General features: G+C 64.2%; 20 protein-coding genes. 3 read left to right on the top strand and 17 right to left on the bottom strand.

Translation table 11 applies throughout. The annotated features are described in order from the left end of the window. Positions 1–469 precede the first annotated feature (469 nt). Both AC0L2R_RS18375 and AC0L2R_RS18370 read right to left on the bottom strand, forming a co-directional pair. Entirely contained in the window at positions 470–787 is a 318-nt protein-coding gene (locus tag AC0L2R_RS18375) for a DUF6074 family protein (protein ID WP_473510672.1), read from the bottom strand. 176 nt (positions 788–963) lie between these two features. Next, the gene (locus AC0L2R_RS18370; RefSeq protein ID WP_473510671.1) at positions 964–1,458 is read right to left on the bottom strand and encodes a DUF6647 family protein; all 495 of its coding nucleotides are present in this window, start codon (positions 1,456–1,458) and stop codon (positions 964–966) included. Between the two features lie 120 nt (positions 1,459–1,578). Between AC0L2R_RS18370 and AC0L2R_RS18365 the strand changes: the two genes are divergently transcribed. Beyond that, complete coding sequence (locus tag AC0L2R_RS18365) at positions 1,579–2,808, top strand: winged helix-turn-helix domain-containing protein (protein WP_473510670.1); 1,230 nt, start codon at positions 1,579–1,581, stop codon at positions 2,806–2,808. Positions 2,809–2,814: 6 nt separating this feature from the next. On the opposite strand, the gene AC0L2R_RS18360 is transcribed toward AC0L2R_RS18365, so the two are convergent. From AC0L2R_RS18360 to AC0L2R_RS18325, 8 genes are all read right to left on the bottom strand, one after another. Next, entirely contained in the window at positions 2,815–3,753 is a 939-nt protein-coding gene (locus tag AC0L2R_RS18360) for a TRAP transporter substrate-binding protein (RefSeq protein ID WP_198032584.1), read from the bottom strand. A 458-nt stretch (positions 3,754–4,211) separates the two neighbouring features. Beyond that, complete coding sequence (locus tag AC0L2R_RS18355) at positions 4,212–5,984, bottom strand: adenylate/guanylate cyclase domain-containing protein (protein ID WP_473510668.1); 1,773 nt, start codon at positions 5,982–5,984, stop codon at positions 4,212–4,214. 161 nt (positions 5,985–6,145) lie between these two features. Then, positions 6,146–6,295, bottom strand: coding sequence for a hypothetical protein (locus AC0L2R_RS18350; protein WP_473510667.1), 150 nt, complete (start codon positions 6,293–6,295; stop codon positions 6,146–6,148). A 3-nt stretch (positions 6,296–6,298) separates the two neighbouring features. After that, positions 6,299–6,628 (bottom strand): DUF2934 domain-containing protein, encoded by a 330-nt coding sequence (locus tag AC0L2R_RS18345; protein WP_473510665.1) that lies wholly within the window; start codon positions 6,626–6,628, stop codon positions 6,299–6,301. 124 nt (positions 6,629–6,752) lie between these two features. Beyond that, entirely contained in the window at positions 6,753–7,523 is a 771-nt protein-coding gene (locus tag AC0L2R_RS18340) for a BA14K family protein (RefSeq protein WP_473510664.1), read from the bottom strand. A 161-nt stretch (positions 7,524–7,684) separates the two neighbouring features. Continuing rightward, positions 7,685–8,803: a KamA family radical SAM protein gene (locus AC0L2R_RS18335; protein WP_473510663.1), complete on the bottom strand. Its 1,119-nt coding sequence runs from the start codon at positions 8,801–8,803 to the stop codon at positions 7,685–7,687. Between the two features lie 307 nt (positions 8,804–9,110). Further along, positions 9,111–10,415 (bottom strand): mechanosensitive ion channel family protein, encoded by a 1,305-nt coding sequence (locus tag AC0L2R_RS18330; protein ID WP_473510662.1) that lies wholly within the window; start codon positions 10,413–10,415, stop codon positions 9,111–9,113. Between the two features lie 386 nt (positions 10,416–10,801). Further along, positions 10,802–12,424 carry an ABC-F family ATP-binding cassette domain-containing protein gene (locus AC0L2R_RS18325; RefSeq protein WP_473510660.1) on the bottom strand — a complete coding sequence of 541 codons (1,623 nt, stop codon included), beginning with the start codon at positions 12,422–12,424 and terminating at the stop codon, positions 10,802–10,804. 178 nt (positions 12,425–12,602) lie between these two features. Here AC0L2R_RS18325 and AC0L2R_RS18320 point away from each other — a divergent pair, with 178 nt between their 5' ends. Then, positions 12,603–12,932: a hypothetical protein gene (locus AC0L2R_RS18320; RefSeq protein WP_287178459.1), complete on the top strand. Its 330-nt coding sequence runs from the start codon at positions 12,603–12,605 to the stop codon at positions 12,930–12,932. A gap of 58 nt (positions 12,933–12,990) precedes the next feature. On the opposite strand, the gene AC0L2R_RS18315 is transcribed toward AC0L2R_RS18320, so the two are convergent. Then, on the bottom strand, positions 12,991–15,009 hold the full coding sequence (locus tag AC0L2R_RS18315) for an amidase (protein WP_473510658.1): 2,019 nt from the start codon (positions 15,007–15,009) through the stop codon (positions 12,991–12,993). Positions 15,010–15,258: 249 nt separating this feature from the next. Further along, positions 15,259–16,734: a WD40 repeat domain-containing protein gene (locus AC0L2R_RS18310; RefSeq protein ID WP_473510657.1), complete on the bottom strand. Its 1,476-nt coding sequence runs from the start codon at positions 16,732–16,734 to the stop codon at positions 15,259–15,261. A 227-nt stretch (positions 16,735–16,961) separates the two neighbouring features. On the opposite strand from AC0L2R_RS18310, the gene AC0L2R_RS18305 reads away from it, so the two are divergent. Next, positions 16,962–17,417, top strand: coding sequence for a GFA family protein (locus AC0L2R_RS18305; protein WP_473510655.1), 456 nt, complete (start codon positions 16,962–16,964; stop codon positions 17,415–17,417). A 232-nt stretch (positions 17,418–17,649) separates the two neighbouring features. On the opposite strand, the gene AC0L2R_RS18300 is transcribed toward AC0L2R_RS18305, so the two are convergent. The 5 genes from AC0L2R_RS18300 to ligD form a co-directional block, all read right to left on the bottom strand. Continuing rightward, positions 17,650–18,420 carry an exodeoxyribonuclease III gene (locus AC0L2R_RS18300; RefSeq protein WP_473510653.1) on the bottom strand — a complete coding sequence of 257 codons (771 nt, stop codon included), beginning with the start codon at positions 18,418–18,420 and terminating at the stop codon, positions 17,650–17,652. Positions 18,421–18,429: 9 nt separating this feature from the next. Further along, a complete protein-coding gene (locus AC0L2R_RS18295) occupies positions 18,430–19,074 on the bottom strand; it encodes an alpha/beta hydrolase family protein (protein ID WP_473510651.1) in 645 nt (214 codons plus the stop codon). Positions 19,075–19,303: 229 nt separating this feature from the next. Next, on the bottom strand, positions 19,304–20,407 hold the full coding sequence (locus AC0L2R_RS18290; protein ID WP_473510649.1) for a tetratricopeptide repeat protein: 1,104 nt from the start codon (positions 20,405–20,407) through the stop codon (positions 19,304–19,306). Then, entirely contained in the window at positions 20,404–21,318 is a 915-nt protein-coding gene (ku, locus tag AC0L2R_RS18285) for a non-homologous end joining protein Ku (protein ID WP_473510648.1), read from the bottom strand. Before ku ends, AC0L2R_RS18290 begins: the two co-directional genes overlap by 4 nt. Positions 21,319–21,407: 89 nt before the next feature. Further along, positions 21,408–23,894 carry a DNA ligase D gene (gene ligD, locus AC0L2R_RS18280; protein ID WP_473510647.1) on the bottom strand — a complete coding sequence of 829 codons (2,487 nt, stop codon included), beginning with the start codon at positions 23,892–23,894 and terminating at the stop codon, positions 21,408–21,410. Between the last annotated feature and the right edge of the window lie 168 nt (positions 23,895–24,062).

Here is a 24,062-nt window from a genome sequence, read left to right as displayed (position 1 = left end):
CGAGCGCGACGTCCGGTTCGTGATCTCTACCTCACCCCACGCGCCCATCCCGCGCAGCGGGTTCGTTCCTCGGCCCCCAAACTGCCGGACCGGCATGCGCCTCATGTCGGGCGTGGAGGCAAACTTTGCCTCCACCAGCGCAAGAGTGACCATTCTATAGGCCGATCGGCCAGATGAGCACTTTGACTGATTTCAAGAAGCTGGACATTCTGGCGCTTCCAGCGAGTGGCGTACACAGGACGAACGCCGCATCTGGATCGAGTGCTGTTTCTGAGGGAGGACAGAATGGGCGTTTACGATCACTTCGTGAACACCTCAAAAGACAAAGGCTGCCGGAGGCAATCCTAAGTTTCGAAGAGATTGAAGCTATCACGAAGCGCATGCTCCATAACAGCGCCGCTCATCCACAATGGTGGGAGGATGATACCGAGCATCGAGACGCTGCGCAGCATGCTTGGGCGGACGCCGGCTAAAAAGTTTTCCTGCTTAAGCGAGAGGATAAGGTCCGTTTCGTCCGCTCTGATTGACTACTTTCGCCCGCCGACGCTGTTCCGCTGCATCTCACCCAGGATAACGCAGAGCAGCATCCGGATTTCTTCCTCGGCTGTCTCAACAGCCACACCCGATGCGACGAGCTGTCGGAGAAGGTTCTCGCGATCTGGCGCCAGAAGCGATTGGCGTGCTCTCCGTCCTTGGATGAGAGTGCTTCCGCTACGACGCTGACGATTCTTCGCTGCCGATACAGCGGAAATGCACAAACGTTTGACTGCAATGAACCCCCACGCACCGAGTTGGGTGGAAGGTAGGGCCGTTTAGTTAACTGCAGGTTTCAGAGCAAGGCATGTGAATTAGTTCAGGCCACCACGTCGGGCCATGCAGCCTAACATCCGCTTCCTCTTTTTGCCGCAGACGGACTGGCCACTTGCTCCAAGGAAGGAGCTTTCGCTCTTCGTTTTCTTCGACCTAATGAGTGCACACTGTGGCGACAAGCAGTGTCGCAGGGTCGATGCTAAAGGTGCTCTTCAGGTCAGTGCCGAACAGCCGAAGCCAAGCGTCCTGGGCACGATAGGCGAGCGCCTCGCGCTCCCCTGGACAGGCGAAGCGCATCTCGGCGGCGCCCTGGAGGTGGTGAACCATCTCGTGCACCAGCACCGACAGTTCGGCCGGGGTGCGGCCCGTCCAGCCTGCGGTAAGAAAGATGGTATTGACGCCTTCATCATAGACGGCAACGACCTCCGGCGACGAGACGGTAGACCCGGCGCCGTAGCGCATCGTGACAAGTTCGATCGCGGGCGCGGTGACAAGGGCGGGAGGCTGCGCCAACGGCAGGTCGTAGTTCGCTGCGAGCCATAGTCCGATGGTCTCGAGCACAGGCGGCGTTTCTACCGGCTCGGCTGCGGCGGCCGGATTGGCCGCGGCGAGACACACGACGGCGAGCTCTAAAACTGATCTGCGCATGAGCGCCTCCTCGGGTGATCAAGCCGAGGCTGGGCCCGCCGGCGCAGAAGGTCATGAAAGCTCTCTGAAAGAGTCACGAAATCCTGCTATAATCTGGCCGTCGCACCCTCGGGGTCCGGTATGGATTACCCACGCAGCATTCGCTTCGGCGATTTCGTCCTGAACCGTACGCGCGGTTGCCTTCAGGATAGTTCCGGCACGGAGCGATTCTTGCGGCCGAAGTCATACCGGGTGCTTGAAGTGCTCGCCGAGCGACGCGGACAGCTGGTCAGCAAAGACGATCTCGTTCAGGCGACTTGGCCGGATGTGTTCGTCTCCGATGACTCCCTTGCTCAATGCGTAAGCGATATCCGCAGAGCGCTTGGCCCGGAGGGGATGGGCCTGCTGCGAACGGTGCCAAGGCGAGGATATATGCTCGTAGGCCCGGGCTCAGAGGCGGAGGAGCCGGTCGAGCCTGGCTGGAAGCGCTGGATGGCGTGGACGAGCGGGCTGACTGCAGCGCTCATAGTGGCGATGGCCACTCTCTGGCTCGCGCAACCGCGGGATTCCGTGGTGGAACTCAGCGCGGCAGATGGAGCGGTTGTGCAGGCAAACGAGCTCATTACGGCACGAGACTGGCGGCGGCGTGGGGACAACGAAGAGGCACGGGGCCTTCTCGAGGCCGTGGTGGCCGACAATCCCGGACATGCAGGGGCTTGGGCAAGCCTCGGATTGACCTACTGGTTGGAAGTTCAGCACCTTGCGTGGGGAGGCGGTCGTCGTGAGATGGCGCGGGCGCTCGAGATGGTGGAGCGCGCAGTGGCGCTTGGGGGCGGTGCGCGATCGCACCGGCTGCTCGCAGAGATGCGGCTACTCTCCCCCTTCCCGGAAATGCGTTCTCCCGTCGACGCACTGGCAAATGCCCGAGCGGCGGTGACGATCGATCCTGAGGATCCCGACAACCTGGCGGTGCTTGCCCAAGCGCTGGCCCTGACAGGCCGATCGGACGAGGCGGTCCTGACAATCCAGCAGGCTCTGCGCCTCGATCCGATGCCGCAGGACTGGCACCACCAGGTCGCTGGTCTGAGCTACCTGCTCGCGGGAGAACCGGCGCGAGCTGCAGAGGAACTTGGCCCGCTCTATGGCGCCGGGACTTTCGCAAACGCGCGGTGGTGGCCAGGATGGCTCTTCGCCGCGAGCCTTGCTCATGCCGGCCGGCTGGAAGAAGCGGCCAGGGTCGTCACGGCCGCGCTTGGGCACCGGCCCGAGCAGACCGTTACGGGCGTGGCGCAATCGTTCGATGGCCTAGCCGACGAAAGCGGCCTCGCCATTGTGCTGGAGGGGCTCAGGTTGGCTGGCATGCCGGGCTGATCTCGGCTACTTGGCGTAGGCGCGCGCCTGCCAATCGCCGTACCGATCGCGAAATTGCAGATAGCTCTTCCAGGCATCGGCGAGCAGCGGGTCTCGGGCGGTCTCCTCCGCGATGACCTCGTTCCACGCCTCCCTCAGATCGAGAAGCACTTCGTCAGGCCAGGCATGCAGCTCGACGCCCATAGCGCGAAAAGCCGCGATAGCCTCGACCTGTTCAACCGCTGCCTCGGCCGCGGTCCAGGACAGGGTGTCGCCGCACGCAGTCTCCAGCACGGCCTTTTGGTGATTTGATAGCGCGGCCCAGGTCTTCTGCGGCATCAGAATTTCAAGTGAGGTTACCGGCTGCTGCCAGCCCGGGAAGTAGAGGTACTTGGCAACCTCCGCGATGCCGAGTTCGGCATCGATGGACGGCAGCGAAAATTCGGCCGCATCGATCAGCCCAGCTTCCAGCGCCGGCCGGATCTCCTCGGCTGGAAGTTCGTAGGGGACAACCCCAAGCTTCTGCAGAACCCGAGCGCCGTAACCGAAGCTGCGCATAGCCAGCCCCTCCAGATCGGCGGAACTCTCGACTGGCGCAAGGAACCAGCCTCCGCCTTCTGCGGGAAGAATACCGCAATAGAGGCTCTTCATTTCGTGGCGCGCGTAGATCGCCTCCAGTGCCTCGGCACCACCGCCCCCTTTCATCCAGGCGGTAAAGCCGGCCGGGTCAGGACCAAAGGGAAAGCCGGTAAAGATTGTCAGCGCAGGATCCTCGCGGTGGTGATGGCCTGCCGAGCCCCACACCGCGTCGACCAGCCCTGAGTTCAGGGCGCCGAAGGTGTCCTGGTCGAGCACCAGCCGGTCATGGACCTCGATGATAAAGCCGCCGTCCGACAGCCGCCGCACCGTTTCGGCGAAGCGCTCACCAGCTTCGCCGAAGAGCTTGGGATGGAGCAGACTGTTCATGCGCCAGTGCACGACCCCTTCCTGGCTAGCGGCAGGGCCCGTAGCAAGCCAGAGGGCGAGCGTCAGCCTGCCAAGAGGACGAAGAACTTGGAAATGACTCGGCATGGCTCCACTCTCACGCCGCGGCGGTTGAAATCCCTCGCCGTTGGCCTCGAACTTACCACGTTTCAGACCGAGTAGTCTAAGCCGTAACAGGAGTCCCGGGACATCTCGGACGGAAGATGCGTGCAAGAACCCCCATCCCACGGCAAGCGGCAGGGCTGAGGCGAAGGTCTGCCAGGGGCTAGGTCGCGGTAATGTCAACGACTGAATGTCCGCTCTTAAAGATCCATTACCCCGAAGCTGCCAGTCCGCTGCCCGCCCCGCCCCAGTCATCAGCGTGCCGCACAGCGGTCGTGCTGTTCCTTCGAAGCAGTGGCTGCAGGAGGTTCAATACCGGACCTCGCCCGGTCAGGTACTCATACGAGGCCAGCTTTGCGAAGGCCATCCACGATCAGCTCGAAATCGTTGGGATCCTTATAGGGCAACACTTTGCGGCGATGTTCCAGAGAATATTGGGGGTTGACGCGAAACACTTCCTGCCACTCGCGACGGGCTTCTTCGAACCGACCCAGATGGCCGTAGCTCGCCGCCAGGAGCACGCGTGAGACGTCGGTGGAAGGGTTACGAACAAGTCGCCGCCTCAGGATCCCAATTGCCTCTTCGTACCTGCGCAACTGGAACATCGCTTGCGCCCGGAAGTGAAGGTACACGTCCGGATAATACGGGTTCAAGGCCATTGCCTTGTCGAAACACCGGAGTGCGTCTTCAGGCTTGCCGGAATAATACAGTGCATAACCGAGATTTTCGTGCCCCTCGGCAAGATTTGGCGCAAGAGTGATCAAGCGTTTCGCCGAGCAGATGGCCGCCTCATGCCGTCGCGAATACAATTCGACGATGCCCAGCGCCCAATGTGCGTAAGGATATCGATCGTCGAGCGCCACTGCCCGTGCCGCGAACATTTCCGCTTGTGCCATTGCGTTCGACCACGACGAGCTCCACTGGTTTGCGTAGTCCAGTATGTTTGCGAACGCGAGGAACGCGTAGGCGGGAGCGAATTTCGGGTCGAATTCGACGGCGCGCTGCAACAGCTCCCGGCCCTTGATGTTTTCCGCTTTCGTGAACCGCCATAGCTGCTCTCGGCCATGAAGAAAGCAGTCATACGCGTCCAGGTTGCCGGTTTGCTCGGTCGCGAGCCGCTGCTGGTCGCCCTTTGTCAGGTTGAGCGCCAGCGCGTCGACAATTTGCTGCGTAACGTCGTCCTGTACGGCAAAGATATCGGTCAGGTTGCGATCGAAGCGCTCCGCCCACAGATGTCCGCCTGTGGTCGCGTCAATAAGCTGCGCGGTGATACGTACCCTGTTGCCGGATTTGCGAACGCTGCCCTCCAGCACGTAATGCACGCCGAGGTTCCGGCCGACCTCCTGAACGTTCACGTTCCTGCCCTTGAAAGTGAAGGACGAATTGCGAGCGATCACAAACAGCTGCGACAGTTTTGAGAGAGCTGTGATGATGTCTTCGGAGATTCCGTCGGCGAAATATTCCTGCTCGGTATCACCGCTCATGTTGGCGAAGGGCAGCACGGCGATCGATAACTGAGGCGGTGCCGCTGTGGAAAGCAGAGCTTCCGAAAGTTCGTGGGTCACAGGCGCCTTTGCGTGAGCCGCGGTGCCGACTCGGAGTGAATAAACCCGGATCGGTTCGGCAATATTCTTGAGCTGGGTGTCGCCGAGATCACTGACCGAAACGTCTAGTCTCGTCTTGACTTGCCGATAGGCGTCTTCGGACAGGCAGATGGTGCCCGGGGCAGCGACACCCTCCAGACGCGAGGCGATGTTGACGCCGTCGCCCATCAGGTCGCCGTCGCTTTCTTCGACCACGTCGCCCAAATGTATCCCAATCCGAAATTCGATGCGGCGGTCCTCGGGCACGCCGGCGTTGCGCTCGACCATGCCATTCTGCACTTCTATGGCGCAGCGCACGGCGTCTACCACACTGCGGAATTCAACCAACGCACCATCGCCTGTGCGCTTGACCATACGACCGTTGTACACGGCGATGGTCGGGTCGATCAGGTCGCTTCGAAGTGCCCGCAACCGGGCCAACGTACGATCTTCATCCGTGCTCGCCAGCCGGCTGTACCCGACCACATCAGCGGCAAGGATCGCGGCTAGCTTGCGGCTCTCGCTCACGGGCCAATCTCCTCGTATCCACAATAACACGAAGAGGCAGGGAAACATGAAAGTTCGCTGTCCCCAGAGCGGTATCCTGCACTCGCTAGAATTCTACACCCTACGCCGAAGTAAGGGTCATCCGGCGCGGCTGCCTGGCAAGGGACGGCCATCAACGCCCCTCAATGCCCCTTGAAATACTGCACCTCGCGTTCGTGCTTCCCCGCAGCCTCGCGGCTGTCAAACGTCCCGAGATTGCGGCGCTTGCCGGTCTTTTCGTCCTTCTTGCGCGAATAGAGGCGGTATTTTCCGTCTTTGAGTTTTCTGATCATCTGTCACTCCCCGAGCCGCTGCTTCCCCTTGAGGTTGCGCGCGGCTTGTTCGATCGCCGCCCGGTCGTTGCCCAGCCTGTCGATCAGTTCCTGCGCCTGTTCGCCCGATATGCCGGTGCGCACCGCCAGGGCCTCCACCGTCAAGACGTCGGAGTTCGCGACCTCGCGGGTTTCCGGCAGGGCATCGCCTGCCGTCAGCGGCAGGGCTGCCTCCCTATCGATCTCGGCCTCGGCCCGGTGCCAGTGCCGCTCGGGATCGCCATGGATCCCGCCTTCGCGTTCCCAGATCTGGTATGCGCGCTCACGAATCTTGTCTTCCCGGTCGTCGCTCATGCTGATTCCTCCTGTGGGTATTCGGATGAACGCCGCCCCGACACGAACGATCCAAGAAATCTGCGTGATCGGCGGTCGCACAGGCGCCATGCGCTGCGGCCGCCAGTTCGCCACCTGCACCCACCTACTCGCACTGCCTGCGCGGGCCGCCGGAATAGGGCTGGTAGGTGTTGTCTTCCGGCCGATAGGAGCGGTAGCGGCTAAAGCAATATTGCACGTGGTCGGGCGGAAGCCAGGCGCCGCCGGTTTCATCCGCCGGAACATCGCCATCCATCGACCACGTGTCGGTCGCCTCGACATAGCTGGCGCCATCGTCGGCAGGCTGCGCGGCGCGGTCGGCCGCACCGGCATCGAGATAGGGCGAGATGCAGGGACGCTGGTCCCCGCTGTAGGAGGTGTAGTGGTCGTCGCTTGGCTTGTAGGAGCGGTAGCGGGTGGCGCACCATTCCACATGGGCGGCGGGCATCGCCTGCTGCTCGTCGGTTGCCGGCGTTGTCGGCTTGATGGAGGCGGTAGCGGTGGTGTCGGGCGACGAAGCTGCGGCATCGGCAGGTTTCGCGGCGCGATCAACTGGGGCCTCATCAACTGGGGCCTCATCAAATGGAGCCTGATCAAATGGGGCCTGATCAGCCGGGGCCTCTGCAACCTCTGGAACCGCTGGGACCGCTGCGACCTCCGGGACCTCTGGGACCGCGCGGGCGGGAAGGCGCTCAAGATGCTGCGAAGCGGGGTTCACCTTCCGCGGCTCCCTCGGCCACAGTTCGGCAACACTGGAAGTCGGAGCGACCGGCCGCACCGGTTCGGCGGAGAGAATCCACATGGCGAAAGCCAATCCACTGGCGAAAACCGCCAGCGTCAGCACGAAGCCGCCAAGTACCGCCGATAAAGCTTTCACCTTGCGCTCCTTTGCCCCCGTCATCTGTTAAAATGCGAGGCATTGGATCCGGTTCCAACTAGCGCGGCAGCATGAACTTCCGTGCGCAAAGGAAGCCCCTCTCTCCGTCTCGGCTTCGCCGAGCCATCTCTGCCCGCTTCGCTGGGCGAGGAACCAAGGTTTCAGAGGTCGCCGACAAGCTCCGTATATGTCCTCAGCTCGCCATCCTGCCCGCGAATCCGCCAGGTGTCGCCGTCCTGCGCCTCGACATGGCACGGGCCGAGCGGCACTTTGCCGCCGCCGTCCGGCAGGTCCAGCACGTAGACGGGGTTGCAGATGCCCGACAGGCGCGCCCGCAAGGCGCTGACCAGCGCCCGTCCCTCGGCAATCGTGGTGCGCCGATGCGCCATGCCGCGCGCGAGGTCGCCGTGATGCAGGTAATAGGGTTTTATGCCGAGGCGGTACATCAGCTCGCGGCACAGCTCCTCCAGCACCTCGACCGTGTCGTTGACGCCTTTCAGCAGGACGCTCTGGTTGAGCAGCACGAAGCCGCCCTGCCGCAACGCGCGGCAGGCTTCTTCGGTGGCCGGCGTGATCTCCCGCGCGTGGTTGAAATGGGTGACGACTGTGACCATCAGCCGGCCCTGCAGCGAGCGAACCAGCCCTGACGTGACGCGCGAGGGCAGCGCTACGGGCACGCGGGTGTGGATGCGCAACAGCCGCACATGAGCAACCGCCTCGATGCGGGCGCGGATTTCTGCCAGCGCCTTGTCCGGCAGCGACAGCGGATCGCCTCCCGTCAGGATCACCTCGCGGATTTCGGGGTGGGCCTCGATATAGGCAAAGGCCGGCTCCAGCGCCTCGCGCGAAAAACCGCGGCCGATCGAGGTCAGCGACTCCTTGCGAAAGCAAAACCGGCAATAGACCGCACACTGATAGGTCGCAAACAGCAGGACCCGGTCGGCATGGCGATGCGTCAATCGCGGGACCGGGCTGAAGGCGTGGTCGGCGATCGGATCGTCGAGCTCGCCTTCCTGCTCGGCCAGTTCTTCGGGCGACGGGATGACCTGCGCCCGGATCGGATCGGCGGGGTCGCTCCAGTCGATCAGGTCGAGGTAGGCTTTTGGGATGCGAACCTTGTGGCGCGTGGCCGCGGCTTGAGCCGCCGCGCGCTCAGCTGGCGACAGCGGCAGGGAGTCGAGATCGCGCACCTGCCGCACGCCGGCGCGAACATCGCCCTGCCACGTGGTGTCGTCGTCGGCCGCCATGCCGGCGTCGGGGGTGTCGAGGTGTGAGGTCATCAAAAGCTCCTTGAATTCGGGCTGGATACAGCATTGGAGCCGGGGTGCGAACCCTTGCCGGATGCACTCGCGAAAAGACCCCCTCTCCGTCTCGGCTTCGCCGAGCCACCTCTCCCCCGCTCCGCGGGGGCGAGGAACCCAAGCTTTCGAGGGCTGCCACTCGCGATAGGCTCCTCCTTGGTGGAGGTGGTGATGTGGGAAAGTGGCGACGACTTGTAGACCCTGGGTTCCTCGCCCCACAAAGTGGGGAGAGGTGGCTCGGCGAAGCCGAGACGGAGAGGGGAAGCCATGACATGGGCTCGTTCGCTCAGCGCCCGCCTGGTTTCTCAGCACGCCCATCCGGCTTCATGATGATCTCGCGATGCGGATAGGGGATGTCTATGCCGTTTTCCCTAAAAACATCCCACAGCGCCAGCAGCACCCTGCCGCGCACATTGGTCAGGCCTTGCTGAGGGTCGTGGATCCAGAAGCGCAGGACGAAATTGAGCGAGGATTCGCCGAAGTCGGTGAGCCAGCAGACCGGCCGCCGGTCCGCTTCGACCCGGCCGACGCTCATGGCGGCCTTGATGGCCAGTTCACTGACCTTATGCGGGTCGGCGTCGTAAGAGACCCCGAAATTCACGTCGAGCCGCACGAGGTTGTCGCTGAACGACCAGTTGATGACCCTTTGGGTGATGAAGTCTTCGTTCGGGATCAGGTACTCGCGGCCGTCGCGCGTCACCACCGAGACAAACCGCGCCCGCAATTCGCGCACCCAGCCGAAAGTGCCTTCGAGCGAAATGGTGTCGCCCGGCTTGATCGACTTGTCGAGCAGGATGATCATGCCGGAGACGAAATTCGAAACCACCTTTTGCAGCCCGAAAGCCAGGCCGACGCCGACGGCGCCGGAGAATATCGTCAGGGCCGTCAGGTCTAGTCCGACGGAGGACAGGGCGATGGCACCCGCCACCAGCACAAGGGCGACCTTTGCGACCTTGCCGACGAGGACGCGGATCGAGGGCGTCAGCTCTTCGGAGATGCGGACGCGCTCGTCGATATACTTGCCGACGACCACCGCAAGCCAAACCGTGGCGATCAGCAGCAGCGCCGATTTCAGCACCATGAGCGCCGAAAGGCGCACCGCGCCCAAAGGTATTGCAAGGCCTTCCATGAAAGTCGCAGCGTCGTCATCGATGCCCAGGATGACGAGGGCCGCATAGATCCAGGTCAGCCAGGCGAGAGCCCGCGCGACAAAGCGATTGCGGATGATGCGCGACAGCACCGACGCAAACAGCCACGCAAGCGATAGCGAGAGCGCGATATAGATGAAATGGGTCCGGCTCGGCCAGGTGACGGCGCGCATGAGAACGAGCGCGGCAAGCAGGAAGACCGTGAACAGGATCCAGTCGGTGCGCCGCAACAGGGCAACGACCACCCTCAACAGTCCGGGATGCCCCTTGATCTGGCGTGCCCGGTTCTCCACGAGCGGTTCGATGCGCTGCGCCGCGAGCTTCGCGACCAGGAAGAGCACGACGATGATGGCAGCCTGATAGAAAAACCACGGCGTGACGGCGTAGTCGAACCATCGGCTGGCCCAGGCCAGCGATTCATCGATGGCGTTGCGAAAATCCATTCCCACACGACCGTTATGGATTGGCGAACAGCACAATGTCGCCGGCCTGGTGAAGGGTCAAGCCGGCGCTCTGCGCTTCAGCCCGCGCGCCCCCGGCGCCTCTTGGCCGGTGCGCTCAACATGTCGGGTATAGCCGCCGCCATAAGAGTGACGCACGCGGCCAGGCAGCGGCCGCCAGAAACAACAACCGATTGGAAACAACCGCTGGAAAATCGCCAACGCGCAACATTGAATCACTGTTACATTAGCTTGCTCTTAAATTAGATTTAGCGTATGTATGCAGGTGGCCGGTGATCTACCCCCCAACCGGTTAGGCTCGGCGCCAGTCCCGCCCCCCTCAGGCCAACGACGCCGGGCCGCTCGGCCCTTGCTGCCCTCGCGGCAGCTCAGCTCCGCAGCCCCGGCGCCTCCTGCCCCGTTCGCTCGACATACTCCGTATAGCCGCCGCCGTAGGTATGAATCCCCTCGGGCGTCAGTTCCAGGACCCGGTTCGACAGCGCCGCCAGAAAATGCCGATCATGCGAGACGAACAGCATGGTGCCCTCATACTGCGAAAGTGCCGTGATCAGCATCTCCTTGGTGGCGATGTCGAGGTGGTTGGTCGGCTCGTCCAGTACCAGCAGGTTGGGCGGGTCGAACAGCATCAACGCCATCACCAGCCGCGCCTTCTCGCCGCCCGACAGCACCCGGCATTTCTTTTCGATCTCGTCGCCGGAAAAGCCGAAGCAGCCGGCCAGCGCGCGCAACGGCGCCTGGCCTGCCTGCGGAAACGCATCCTCCAGCGTCTGGAACACGGTGCGTTCGCCCTCCAGCACTTCCATGGCGTGCTGGGCGAAATAGCCCATCCTGACGCTGGGCCCGCGTGCCACCGTGCCATTGTCCGGCGCGGAAGCGCCGGCGACCAGCTTCAGCAGCGTCGACTTGCCGGCGCCGTTGATGCCCATCACGCACCAGCGCTCGCGACGGCGCACCTGGAAATCCAGCCCCTGATAGATCGGGCGGCTGCCATAGCCCTTGTGGACGTTCTTCAGCGTCACCACGTCCTCGCCGCAGCGCGGCGCCGGCTGGAAGTCGAACGACACTTTCTGGCGGCGTTTTGGCGGCTCGACGCGGTCGATCTTCTCCAGCTTCTTCACCCGGCTCTGCACCTGGGCGGCGTGCGAGGCGCGTGCCTTGAAGCGCTCGATGAAGGCGATCTCCTTGGCCAGCATCGCCTGCTGGCGCTCGAACTGCGCCTGCTGCTGCCGGTCGGCGATCGCCCGCTGCTGCTGGTAGAACTCGTAGTTGCCGGAGTAGGCGGTCAACGAGCCGCCATCGATCTCCACCACCTTGTCGACGATGCGGTTCATGAACTCGCGGTCATGCGAGGTCATCAGCAGCGCGCCGTCATAGTTCTTCAGGAACTGTTCCAGCCAGATCAGGCTTTCCAGATCGAGATGGTTGCTCGGCTCGTCGAGCAGCATGGCGTCGGGCCGCATCAGCAGGATCCTGGCCAGCGCCACGCGCATCTTCCAGCCGCCGGAAAGTTTTCCGACGTCGCCGTCCATCATCTCCTGGCTGAAGCCGAGGCCGTCCAGCACCTCGCGGGCACGGCCATCCAGCGCATAGCCGTCGAGCTCCTCGAAACGCGCCTGCAGGTCGCCGTAGCGGGCGATGATCGCGTCCATCTCGTCAGCGCGATCGGGATCGCCCATGGCGGCTTCGAGTTCGCCCATCTCGGCCGCCACTTCGCTCACCGGCCCGGCGCCGTCCATCACTTCGGCGACCGCGCTGCGGCCCGCCATGTCGCCGACGTCCTGGCTGAAATAGCCGATGGTGACGCCGCGATCGACGGAGACCTGGCCCTCGTCGGGCTGCTCCTCGCCGTTGATCATGCGAAACAGCGTCGTCTTGCCGGCGCCGTTGGGGCCGACCAGCCCGACCTTCTCGCCCTTCTGCAGGGAGGCGGAGGCCTCGATGAAGACGATCTGCCGGCCGTTCTGCTTGCTGATGCTTTCCAGTCGAATCATGCTTTTCACGCGCGCCCAAGGGATTTTCCCCGCGCCAATACGCGATAGGCGGCGCCTGCGGAAGCCCGCAAATCAATGGGAATACGACGCAACATTCGAAGTTCGAACTGAATTGGCGGAACCTCAGATTGTGCCGGCAGTTTAGAAAGATGACCTCAAACACGGAAAGGAGGACGAGATGAAGACTCTAACCGCTATTTTGCTCGCCACCTCAATGATCGGGCTGACGGCCGGCACGGCAAGCGCTACCTGCCACGACACGACCGCATCGGTCGAAGCTCAATCAGGCGTCGCAAAAGACGCAACGCGCGCGCCCCTCGAAACCGACGCGAATACCGGTAACAGGGTAAAGGGCGGCCCGGCCAACAAGACCGGCAACACCATGCCGCTTGCCAACCAGGAAGCCGGCGGCGATAAAAACCTTGCCACCTCGCAGCAGGATGTCGAGGCGCAGCAGGAGGGCGAGAAGACAGCAGCGGCCAAGGCCGACCCCTGCAAGCCGGACTGACGCGAATTGAAAAGCCGTTTGCAGACGGCGCGCCGCAGCACAAGGCGAAGCGCGATGGTCACCCGATCCCGCCGGTCACCACGTAGGCGCCGGCGGCGCGTCCGTCTTCAAGACGCACGACAGCGGTGACGATCGAGCCGTACGAGCCGCGCCAGACGCTGTGGATTCTCTCATGCTCTTTGGCCGGCACCACCGCGCGCCCGGTGAAGCGCGCCCCGGTCTGTTGCATGGTGGCAGGCTCGCCGTTGACGTGCACTTTCACACGAGTGTCGGTCCCGGCCTTGCCATCGATGTCGAGCATGATGGTTATCTCATCCTGATCACCGGCATGGCGCGTCTCGGCGGCAAGCGCGACGGTGAGCGGCGGCGCCTCGCCGGGCATGCTCGCGTTGTGTCGGGCGAGAAAAACATCGTCGGGGAGTTCCGGCGTGCGCGGCGGGCGGCTGCGGCGCTGGTCAAAACGCTCGAAGTCGCCGGCCAGCCGCAGCAGCCGGATGTCGTCATAGGCCTTGCCGGCGAAGGTTAGGCCGACCGGCATGCCGACATCGGCCATCGCGCCCATCGGCACGGTGACGGTCGGAATGCCGAGATGGCGCGGCACCAGATTGCCATTGGCGACCCAGGTACCGTTGCGCCAGGCCAGCGCTGCGGAGGCCTCGTTGACATCCGCATCGGTCGGACCGACATCGGCGACGGCGGGAAACACCACCGCGTCGAGCCGTTGCGCGTCGAGCCAATCCTCGAAATCGATGCGCCGCGTCGCCTCCAGGCCTTTCATGCCGGCCTCCAGCTCGGGAATGGCCAGGAATGGCGTGACGCCGCGCTTGGCCCGCTCGACATATTCCGCCACATCAAAACTGTCCTCATAACGGTCCGGCAGCGTGCCCGGCGGCTGCGGAAAGATTTTTGCGCCGTCGACCGACGCGAGATCGGGGATGGTAGGGTCGGCATTGGCGCGCAGGAAATCGTCCCAGGCGAAGACGCACAGGTCCCATATCTCGCGCTCGGCGAATCCTTTGGGAATCAGCCGGCGATCGACCATGTTTTTTGTTCCCGGCCGGTCGCGCTCGTAGTTGGAGACGACGGGAAAATCGACTTCGATCACATCTGCGCCGAGCCGCCGCAGATCAGCCGCCGCCTGCTGCCACAGTTCCAGCACCGAGGCGCGGGTCTGGATCGCAATTTCGGCCTCCGTATCGCGGCCGATATACATGCGGGGCACGCCGAGCCGCATGCCTCGCAGCGCTCCCTCCAGCTCGAGGCCGGTGTAGCGTGGCGGCCGTACATCCGAGCTCTTCGGCAGCGCCACCCAGGGCTGCGCGCGCCAGAAATCGCCCCTTGTGTTCGGGTCGTCGGCAACGATCACGTCGAGTAGTTCGAGCATGTCGGGCACGCTGCGCGTATGCGGCACCACCACGTCCATCGTCGGCACCAGCGGCCAGTTGCCGCGCATCGAAATGACGCCGCGCGACGGCGTGTAGGCGACCAGCGCGTTGTTCGACGCCGGCGCGCGGCCCGACGACCATGTCTCCTCGCCAAGCCCGAAGGCGGCGAAGCTGGCGGCGGTCGCGGTGCCGGAACCATTCGACGAGCCCGACGCGAAGGCGGCGGTCAGGTAATCGGCATTGTAGGGGCTTTCCGCCCGGCCGTAGACGCCCCGCTGCATGCCGCCATTGGCCATCGGCGGCATGTTGGTCAGCCCGATCAGCACCGCGCCGCCGGCCCGCAGCCGCCCGATGGTGAAGGCGTCCTCGTTCGCGACGAGATGCTCGAAGGCCGGCGAGCCGGCGGCGACTGTCATGCCTGATACCTTGTAGCTGTCCTTGGCGGTATAGGGGATGCCGTCCAGCGGCCCGAGCGCAGCACCATTCCTGCGGCGCCCGTCGGACGCGGCCGCCTCCTCGAACATTTTGGGGTTGAGCACCGGAACGGCGTTGAGGGCAATGCCATGGCGGTCGTACCTGGCGATGCGCCTGAGATACGCGCCGACCAGCTCGACGCTGGTGACGGTGCCGGCCTCCAGCGCCCGCCGCAACTGTGCGATCGACGCCTCGACGATGTGGAGACTGGTCGTCATGTTCGGTCCCTGCACCCTGCGCGACGATGGGGCCTAGCGCCCGATATTGCACAGGTCGCGTTCTTTCACACCCCCCTCTGCCCTGCCGGACATCTCCCCCGCAAGGGGGGAGATCGGCAGCGTCCTCGACAGCGCCAACTTTTCAACGCTGGAGATTGACGAAAGCCGAAGTGACATCCGATCTCCCCCCTTGCGGGGGAGATGTCCGGCAGGACAGAGGGGGGTGCTCAAGCGCGATCAGGAAATTGATCACTCCGGCGCGCCCGGGAACAGCGCCACCGCATCACCGCCGCCTGCCGGCCAGTCTCGGATGGTGCGGTCGTAGCCGCCGGTCAGCACTGTGCCGTCAGCGGCGAACGCCACGGCGTAGATCGGTCCGGACCGGCTGTCGAACAGCGCGGTCTCGCTGCCGGTTTCCATGTCCCACAGCCGTGCCGTACCGTCGAGCGAACCGGACAGCAGCCGCTTGTTGTCGGTCGACAGCGCCAGCGCATAGACCGTGCCCGAATGGCCCTCGAGGCGACGGACTTCGCGGCCGCTGTCGAGATCCCAGAGCTTGATCGTATAATCGCCGCTGCCGGTGATCAGATGGCGCCCGTCGGCCGTGAACACCACGCCATAGGGGCCGCGCTCATGCCCGTGCCAGCTGCGCAGCTGCTTGCCGGTGTCGATGTCCCATAGTTTTAGTGTGCCCTCGATACTGCCGCTGATCGCGCGTTTGCCGTCGGGCGAGACGGCGACCCCGCTGATCGACCAGTCGTGCCCTGGCATCACATGCAGCACAGAGCCTTTCTCGATATCCCAGACGATGACCCTGCCGGTGTCGTGCCCGCTGACTGCACGTTTGCCATCGGGGCTGATCGCCAGCTTGTTGACGCCGCCGTTCTGGCCTGACGAGAAGACGTGCAGCACCGCGCCATCGGCGAGCTGGCGCAGCACGATCTCGCCATCGTCGCCCGCCGTCAGCGCCCGCGCCCCATCGGGCAGGAAAAGCGCGGTACGCGCCATGTCCTTGTGGATGCCGAGGGTGCGGATCAGGCGCTTGCCGTCGATATCCCAGAGCTTGATCGTGCGGTCGGTACTGGCGCTCATGATCGAGTGACCGTCGGACGCCACCGCCAGCCAGACGACGGGCTCGCGGTGGCCATCGGGCTGCGTCGGCTGCGGCGGCGGAGCCTGAGGCAGCGGCGCGACGGTCTGCGGTGGCGCAGCCGGGGCTGGAGCAGGCTCCGGCGGTGAGACAGGTGGGGCAAGCGCGACCTCGGATGGCGAGGCAGGAGCCGCTTCCTGTTCCGGGGCCGGTGCGCTGGTGACCTCTTGGCTTTCCGGCGCGCTCGGCACGGTTTGCTCGGCGATCAGGCTTTTGCCGGCGTCCTGTGGCTGCCGCGACCACGGGCCGAGTTGGTCGGCCACCAGAGCGAGCACGGCGAGGAACGGAACGACGGCAAGGAGCCGCCGCAGGCGTGGTCTTCCGGCGGGTTGCAGTTCGGCGCCCCTGCCGAACAGAGGTGCCTTCGGATCGTGCGTCGACCGGCTCGGCAACAGGCCGGCCCAGAACAGCAGGGCCGCAAGGGCTGAGACAACGCCCGTCGCTGCGAAAAAAGCCAAGCGCGCGGACGCGAAGCCTTCGCCGGCACCCCCCACCGCGAAATACACGCGTGTGAAGCAGAGCATGCCGATCGCCAGCAGCAGCATTGCCAGCAGCCTGTCGACAAACCTGTTCATCGGGCTCCCCTCGCGCCGCTGTTCGCTTCGTCCGCAATGATGCAGGTCGGCGCCGGGCTTGTCGATGCCCGGTCAATTCCGAAGAGCGAAACAGCGAGCGCAAAACGCGCGCCTGCGCCAAAGCGCTCGATATGGCCTGGCGACACTCTTGGTCGCCGCAATGTTGCCCGGTCGCGCGCTAGAATCGCCCGGCAGGGAAATCAGCACCGAGGCCAAGTGATGGATGATTGGAACTACCCTGGGACGGCGGCTGCCTGTGCGGCGGGATACGCTTTCGCATAAGTGCGCCGCCCTTGCTGACCATGGCCTGTCATTGCACCGGCTGTCAGAAGCTGAGCGCGAGCGCTTATTCCCTGACCATGGCGGTGCCAAGCAGCGGCTTCAGCGTTACGCAAGGCGAGCCGGTGGTCGGCGGTATGCATGGCCCGCACCGGCAACTCTACTGCCCGCATTGCAAGAACTGGATGTTCACCCATCCGCACGGCCTGGACTTCTTCGTCAATGTTCGCGCTACCATGCTCGACGAGCACAATTGGTACGTGCCCTTCGTCGAGGTTTTCACGTCGGAAAGCCTGCCCTGGGCAACGACCGCCGCCAGCCACAGCTTCGCCACCCAACCCGAGCTTAAGGGGTACACACCTTTGATCGAGGCCTTCGCCCGCGAAGGCGCGCGACCGGGCTAAGGTTTCGCTCTACGATGGACCCCCACCCCTAACCCTCCCCACAAGGGGGAGGGAGGCCTCGTTGGCGCCGAACTCGGCAAATTGCCTGCCTTTCGGCGCCAAAGGGGAAGTTAAAAAGCGCGCGGCAGCGTTCCCTCCCCCTTGGTGGGGAGGGTCAGGGTGGGGGTCCACCTTCGCAAGAATCCAAATGCGATTGCCTTGCCCACAAGGGGGGGAGATTGGCTCCCACCCCTCACCGCAACTCAACCCACACCGGGGCGTGGTCGCTGGCGCCGGGCTCGCCGCGGATATCGCGGTCTATGCCTGCCCCGGCCAGCCGGCGCGTCAGTTTCTTGGACAGCAAGATATGGTCGAGCCGCAGGCCGGCGTCGCGCTGCCAGCGGTTGCGGCGATAATCCCAGAATGTGTAGAGCGTCTCCTTCGGGTGTTTTTTGCGCAGCGCGTCGGTCCAGCCCTGGTCGAGCAGCGCTGCGAAGGATTCCCGGCTCTCCGGCTGCACCAGCGCATTGTCGTCATAGGAGCGGGTCGGATAGATGTCGCGCGGCTCGGGCACGATGTTGTAGTCGCCGGCCAGCACCACCGGCAGGCCGGTGTCGAACAGTTCTTCCGCATGCGCGTTCAGGCGCTCGTGCCACGCCAGCTTGTAGGTGAATTTCGGGCCGGGCTGCGGGTTGCCGTTCGGCGCGTAGAGGCAGGCGACGACGATGCCGCTGACCGCCGCCTCGATGTAGCGGGCCTGGTTATCGCTGTCGTCGCCGGGCAGCGCCTCGCGGGTCAGAACGGGTTCTGAACCCCGCGCCAGTATGGCGACGCCGTTCCAGGTCGGCTGTCCCACCCAAACCGCGCCATAGCCGGCCGCGGCGAGTGCTGTGCGCGGAAACTGCGTTTGTCTTGCCTTCAGTTCCTGCAGGCAGACGATGTCGGGCTTGGCGACAGTCAGCCAGGCGAGCAGGTTCTGCAGCCGGCCGTTGATGTTGTTGACGTTGAAGGTGGCGATCTTCATCGGCCTGCTTCAGCGCGCGATGCGCTCGGTCAACGCCTTCACCGCATCGGCGAGTGTCTTCAGATGATCGGCGGCCGAAAAACCGGAGATGCTCTTGCGCGGCTTCAAATCGTGGTCGCCGTCTTCCAGCCACCGCATCTCGATGGCGTCGGAAAGATCGTAGGTCGCGACCTCGTCCCTGGTCCCGAATTCGTCGCGTGTGCCCTGAAAAATCAATGTCGGCGTCTTGAGACCGGCGAGGTGTTTTGTCCGAAGCTGCGTCGGTTTCCCCGGCGGATGGAAGGGATAGCCGAGGCAAAGCAGCCCTGAAATCTCGTGCTTCGAAAACATCTCGTCGGCGATCATCGAAGCGACGCGGCCGCCCATCGACTTGCCGCCGATGATGAGCGGCCCGTTCACGCCCTTCGCCCTGAGGTCGGCGATCGCCTTGATGTATTCCGGGTTCACCGTCTCGGCGCGCGGCGGCGGCTTGCGGTGGCCGTAGCGGCGGGCCGCCATGTAGTGGAATTCGAAGCGCGCAACGCGAAACCCGGCTTCGGCCAGCGCTTTTGCCGTGGCGGTCATCGAGGCAGAATCCATCGGCGCGCCGGCGCCATGGGCGAGCAGGATGGTGATGGGAGCGGTGTCTGGGCCGTCGAGGAGGAAGGTGGTCATGGGGCGGCCCACTTTTGAAGGCCGCGTTCCGTCCCACCCCCCTCTGGCCTGCCGGCCATCTCCCCCGCAAGGGGGGAGATCGGCAGCTCGGGCGCCCCGCTTACTCTTGCAACGTTTAAGGATGACGAAAGCGGCTGAGTGCTTAATCTCCCCCCTTGCGGGGGAGATGCCAAGTGGTGGCAAAGAGGGCAGGCCAGAGGGGGGTGTTCAAGCGCGACCAAACGAGCCCTCACCCCGACATCCGCGCCAGCTGCAAATCGATGAACTGAATACCCTTGGCCGCCATGCGCGCCCATTCGGAGCTGGCGTCGAGCTCGAGATAGCGCGCCCAGTTCCGCCGCGCCTCGGCAAGATTGCCGGCGTCGAACTCCAGCCGTGCCAGGTTGAACACCGCGTCGGCATAATTGGCATCGAGCGCGATCGCCTTTTGCAGATGCCGGCGCGCCGAGCCGTCGCGGCCCTCATCGCTCATCAGCCCGGCCAGATTGAACCAGGCCTCGACAAAGCCGGGGTCGCACTTGATGGCGCGGGCATAGTCGTGCGCCGCCTCGGCCGCGCGTCCGGCGGCGCGCAGGCAGTTGGCGCGGTTGAAGGCGGCGATCGCATCGCCCGGATCGATGGCCAGGCAGCGCTGGTAGAGTGCCGCCGCCTGCTCGTGGTCTTCAGCCTGTTCCGCGGCTTCAGCATCGGCGAACAGTTCTTCCAGCGTGTCGTCATCCGGCGATCCCAAATCGAACAGCAGCTGGCCGTCGAGTTCGCTCTGGCCGCCTTCAAGGTAGATCTGATCGGCGCGCCCATGCTGCGAGCCGACATTCAGCGACTTGGCGGTCAGCGAGGCGATCGGACCGCAACGGTGCACCGAGCGCGCGATCGCCCCCCACGAGGCGCCACCGGCAATCAGCCCGGCATATTTGCGGGCCAGGATCAGGTCGCGAAACGAATAGGGTTCGCCATCATGCTCGAAGGCATCGAACAGCGACAACAGGTCGAGGTCGGCGGCGGCAAGCCGCGACTGGTCAATGAGCGACTGTCTGGGCAGCGCCGAAGCCTCCGGCGCCTTGATCAGCCCGAGCAGGCGCAAAAAACCGTTTTCGCTGATCAGCTTGCGGCCGGCCGCGCGCTCGGCGGCGACGCGGCGCTCGATCTCGGCATCCCCGGCCTTGGCCAGAAGCGTGCGGCCGAACACGACATGGCTGGTGCGCCTGTTGACGCCGCGTCGCAACTGGCCCTGCCGGCGCTCGACTTCACGCGCCGCCAGCCTCAGCGGGAACGCCGCCAGCGCGCCGATGGCGCCGAAGACGCTGCCGGAAATTATACCGGTGGGCGCTGTCACCCTTTGCTCTTGCCGACGGCCTTGAGCAGATTGGCCTTGAGCGGATTTTCCTTGGCCGCGCCGGCGCCGCCCTTGGCGGATTTCGTTGCCGGTTTCGCCGCTTCATCGGCCTTGCTCTTGCTCTTGGCCGGCGGCTTGGCCGATTGCGACAGGCTGGCCTTCAGCGCATCCATAAGATTGATCACATTGCCGCGCTCGGGCGCTGCCGCGATGATCGGCTTGTGGCCCTTGAGCTTCTCGCGGATCATCGCCATCAGCGCGATCTCATAGCGATCCTCGTAGTTCTTCGGATCGAAGGTGGTTTCCTTCTGCTTGATCAGCGCTTCGGCAAGCTGCAGCATTTCGGGGTCGGGCTTGCCGGCCGGGATGTTGCCGAAATATTCAGCCGTGCCGCGCACTTCGTTCGGGTTCCTCAAGGTGCAGACGAACATGCCGTTCTCGCGCGCGCCGATCGTCACCACGCGCTCGCGGCTGGACAGCACCAGCCGCGCGATCGCCAGCTTGCCGGACTTGCGCATCGCTTCGCGCAGCACGGCGAAGGTTTCCTCGGCCATCGCGCCATCCGGCGCCAGGTAGTAGGGGGCGTCCTGATAGATGACGTCGACCGAATGCTCGTCGACAAAGGCTTCGATGTTCATCGTGTGGTTGGATTCGATTCGCACCGCCTCGAGGTCGGCATCTTCGATGATGATGTACTGCTTGTCCTCGTATTCGTAGCCCTTGACCAGATCCGAGCGCTCGACCAGCCCGAGCTCGGGATCGACCGGCTTCATGTTGATGCGGTTGTGGGTGTCCTTGTGCAGCTGGTTGAAGCTGATGCGCTCGCTGGCACTCGTCGCCGGATACAGCCGAACCGGACAGCTGACGAGACTGAGCTTGAGGTAACCTTTCCAACTTGCCCTGGGCGCCATGAAACTCTCCTACGCGGCCGTGCACCGTCGAACATTTCGCAGCGCCTCGTCCAAAGGACGAACGACGCTGCGCAAAACCTACATCGCCCTCACAATACCGGCAAATCCCTAGCGAAATCTTCCATGTCGGCCCAGGGATCGCCGGAGGTGGCCAGAAGCCCCGGCAGTGAAGAATAATTCAAATCTTCCGGAGCGTCGATGGATTCCAGATCGGACCAGCTCACCGGCGTCGAGGCCGGCAGGTTTGTGCGGGCGCGCAGCGAATAGGGTGCCGCCGAAGTGTGGCCGCGCGCGTTGCGGTGAAAGTCGATGAAGATGCGCCGCTTGCGGTTGTCCTTGCCCATGGTGGTGGTGAAGGTGTCGGGCGCCGTGGCGGCCAATGCCGAGGAGATGGCGCTGGTCGCCTGGTGCAGTTTTTTCCAGTTCTGTTTTTGCGTCACCGGCACTGATATGTGGATGCCCTTGCCGCCCGAGGTTTTGGCAAACGGCACCAGCCCCATCGCCTCCAGTTCGGCGCGGATATGCACCGCCGCCTCGACCACCTCGCGCCAGCCAACCCCCTCACCGGGATCGAGGTCGAAGACGATCAGGTCGGGTTTGTCGAGGCGCGTGCGATGGGTGCCCCAGGTGTGGAACTCGACGACGCCGAACTGCGCCAGCGCCAGATAGCCCTTGGCGTCCTCGACCGACAGGTAGGATTTGGTTTCGCCCTCGGAATTGGTCGCCTCGAAAGTCGCCACCGATTTCGGCATGCCGGTGAAGGCATGGCGCTGGAAGAAGCAGTCCTGCGGCTTGCCGGTCGGGCAGCGCACCAGCGACACCGGGCGGCCCAAAATGTGCGGCAGCATGAAGTCGCCGACCAGCGCGTAGTAGACGGCGATATCGAGCTTGGTCGGTCCGGTTCTGCCGAACAGCCGCCGCGTCGGGTTGGTCACCCAGATCGTGGCGAGGTCGGCCTCGGCGATCAGCCGCTTGCGCTTGGCCGATACAGGCGTCGACAGGCCGACATCGCGCAGCCCGCGGAACACGGCATGGCGCAGCGCATTATCGGTGGTCCGGTTGGCATAGTGGATATGGGCCGAAAGCAGCGGCCGCACCCAGTTCATCTCGCGCATGATCTCGCGTGGAACGCCTTCGGGTGCAGACGCGCCGGCGCGCAGCGGCTCCAGCCGGGCCAGCAACGCGGTGGCGGTGGCGGCGTCGAAGCCGGTGCCGACCTTGCCGCGATAGTGCAGCTCGCCATCCTCGAATTCGCCGAGCCCGAGCGCGGCCAGCCCCTCGGCTGCAGCGGAAGTGGTGTAGCCGGCGATGACGAAATCGCCGGTCTTCAGCGCCTTGGTCTTGGTCCACGTCTTGGTGCGGCCGCTCTGGTAGATCGCGGTGGCGCGCTTGGAGACGATGCCTTCCAGCCCGAGCTCGGAGGCTTGGTCGTAGAGCGCCTGGCCATCGCCTTCGACGTGGTCGGAGAACTGGATGGCGGAGTTGGCGCCCAGGCCGGACAGCAATTGCGACAGCAGCGCCTTGCGCCGGCCGAGCGGCGCTTTTGTCAGGTCCCAGCCGTCGAGATACAACAGGTCGAAGGCATAGAAGTGGAGCTTGTTGCCGGCGCCCTCGGCCAGCGCCTCCTGCAAAAGGGCAAAGCGGCTGATGCCCCTGGCGTCGAGCGCAACGACCTCGCCGTCGATGATTGCATCGCGGCAGGGCAGCCCGGCAAAGGCGAGCGACAGGTCGCCATAGCGCCTGGTCCAGTCGAGGCCGGCGCGGGTGATCAATTTGACCGCGCCGTCGGCCAGATGCGCCATGGTGCGGTAGCCGTCGAATTTTATTTCGTGCAGCCAGATTTCGCGCGTTTTTTCGGCAGGGCTTTCGCCGCCCGGCGGCTTCGGAACCTGCGTGGCCAGCTGCGGCTCGATCCGGGAAGGCAGCTGCGCCTTAACCGCACCCGGCAGCGCACCGGGTTTCAGCGCCACCGGTTTCGCCCGCCTTGCGGCAGGCTTCGGGGTTGCAACCAGTTCCTCGATGCGGCGGCCGGATTTGACGCTTTCCGGCCGGGCTTCCAGTATGTCGAGCCTGGCGTCGGCGGCGAGGTCGCGCTCCTTGAACAGCAGCCAGTTCTTTTTGCCCTCATCCTCGCCGGGCTTCGGTTTCAGCCTGGTCAGCATCCAGCCGCCATTCAGCTTCTCGCCGGCGAGACGAAATTTGAAGGAGCCGGTGCGCAGGCTATTTTCGACATCGTCCATCGGCGCCCAGACGCCGGTGTCCCAGACGATCATCGGCCCGCCGCCATATTCGCCCTCGGGAATGACGCCTTCGAAGTCAATATATTCAAGCGGATGGTCCTCGGTCTCGACCGCCAGCCGCTTGTCGGCCGGATTGAGCGACGGGCCGCGAGGCACCGCCCAGCTCTTCAGCACATCGCCGACCTGCAGGCGAAGATCGTAATGGTCTGATGCAGCGTGATGCTTGTGCACGACGAAGCGATTGCCTTCTGCGGCAACCGGCCCACCGGCGGGCTCCGGCGTTTTGCGGAATTCGCGCTTGGCGCGATAGGCCTTGAGTTTGGAGGGAGCTGGCATGGGGCTAGGCGGTGGTGGCGAACGAGCGAGCGTTCGCGCCTTCGTCATACCAGGACGGAGCGAACGCCAAGCGAAGTGCAGGCCCTGGGTTCCATGCCGTGACATCTGCCGAAGAATGCAGAGGTCCAGAACCGATCACCCTCCGTCGAGTTTCTTCACACCCCCCTC

This window comes from Mesorhizobium sp. WSM4820 (assembly GCF_055811075.1).
Note: the sequence above shows the minus strand (reverse complement) of the source record. Positions and strands in the feature narration are given on the sequence as shown.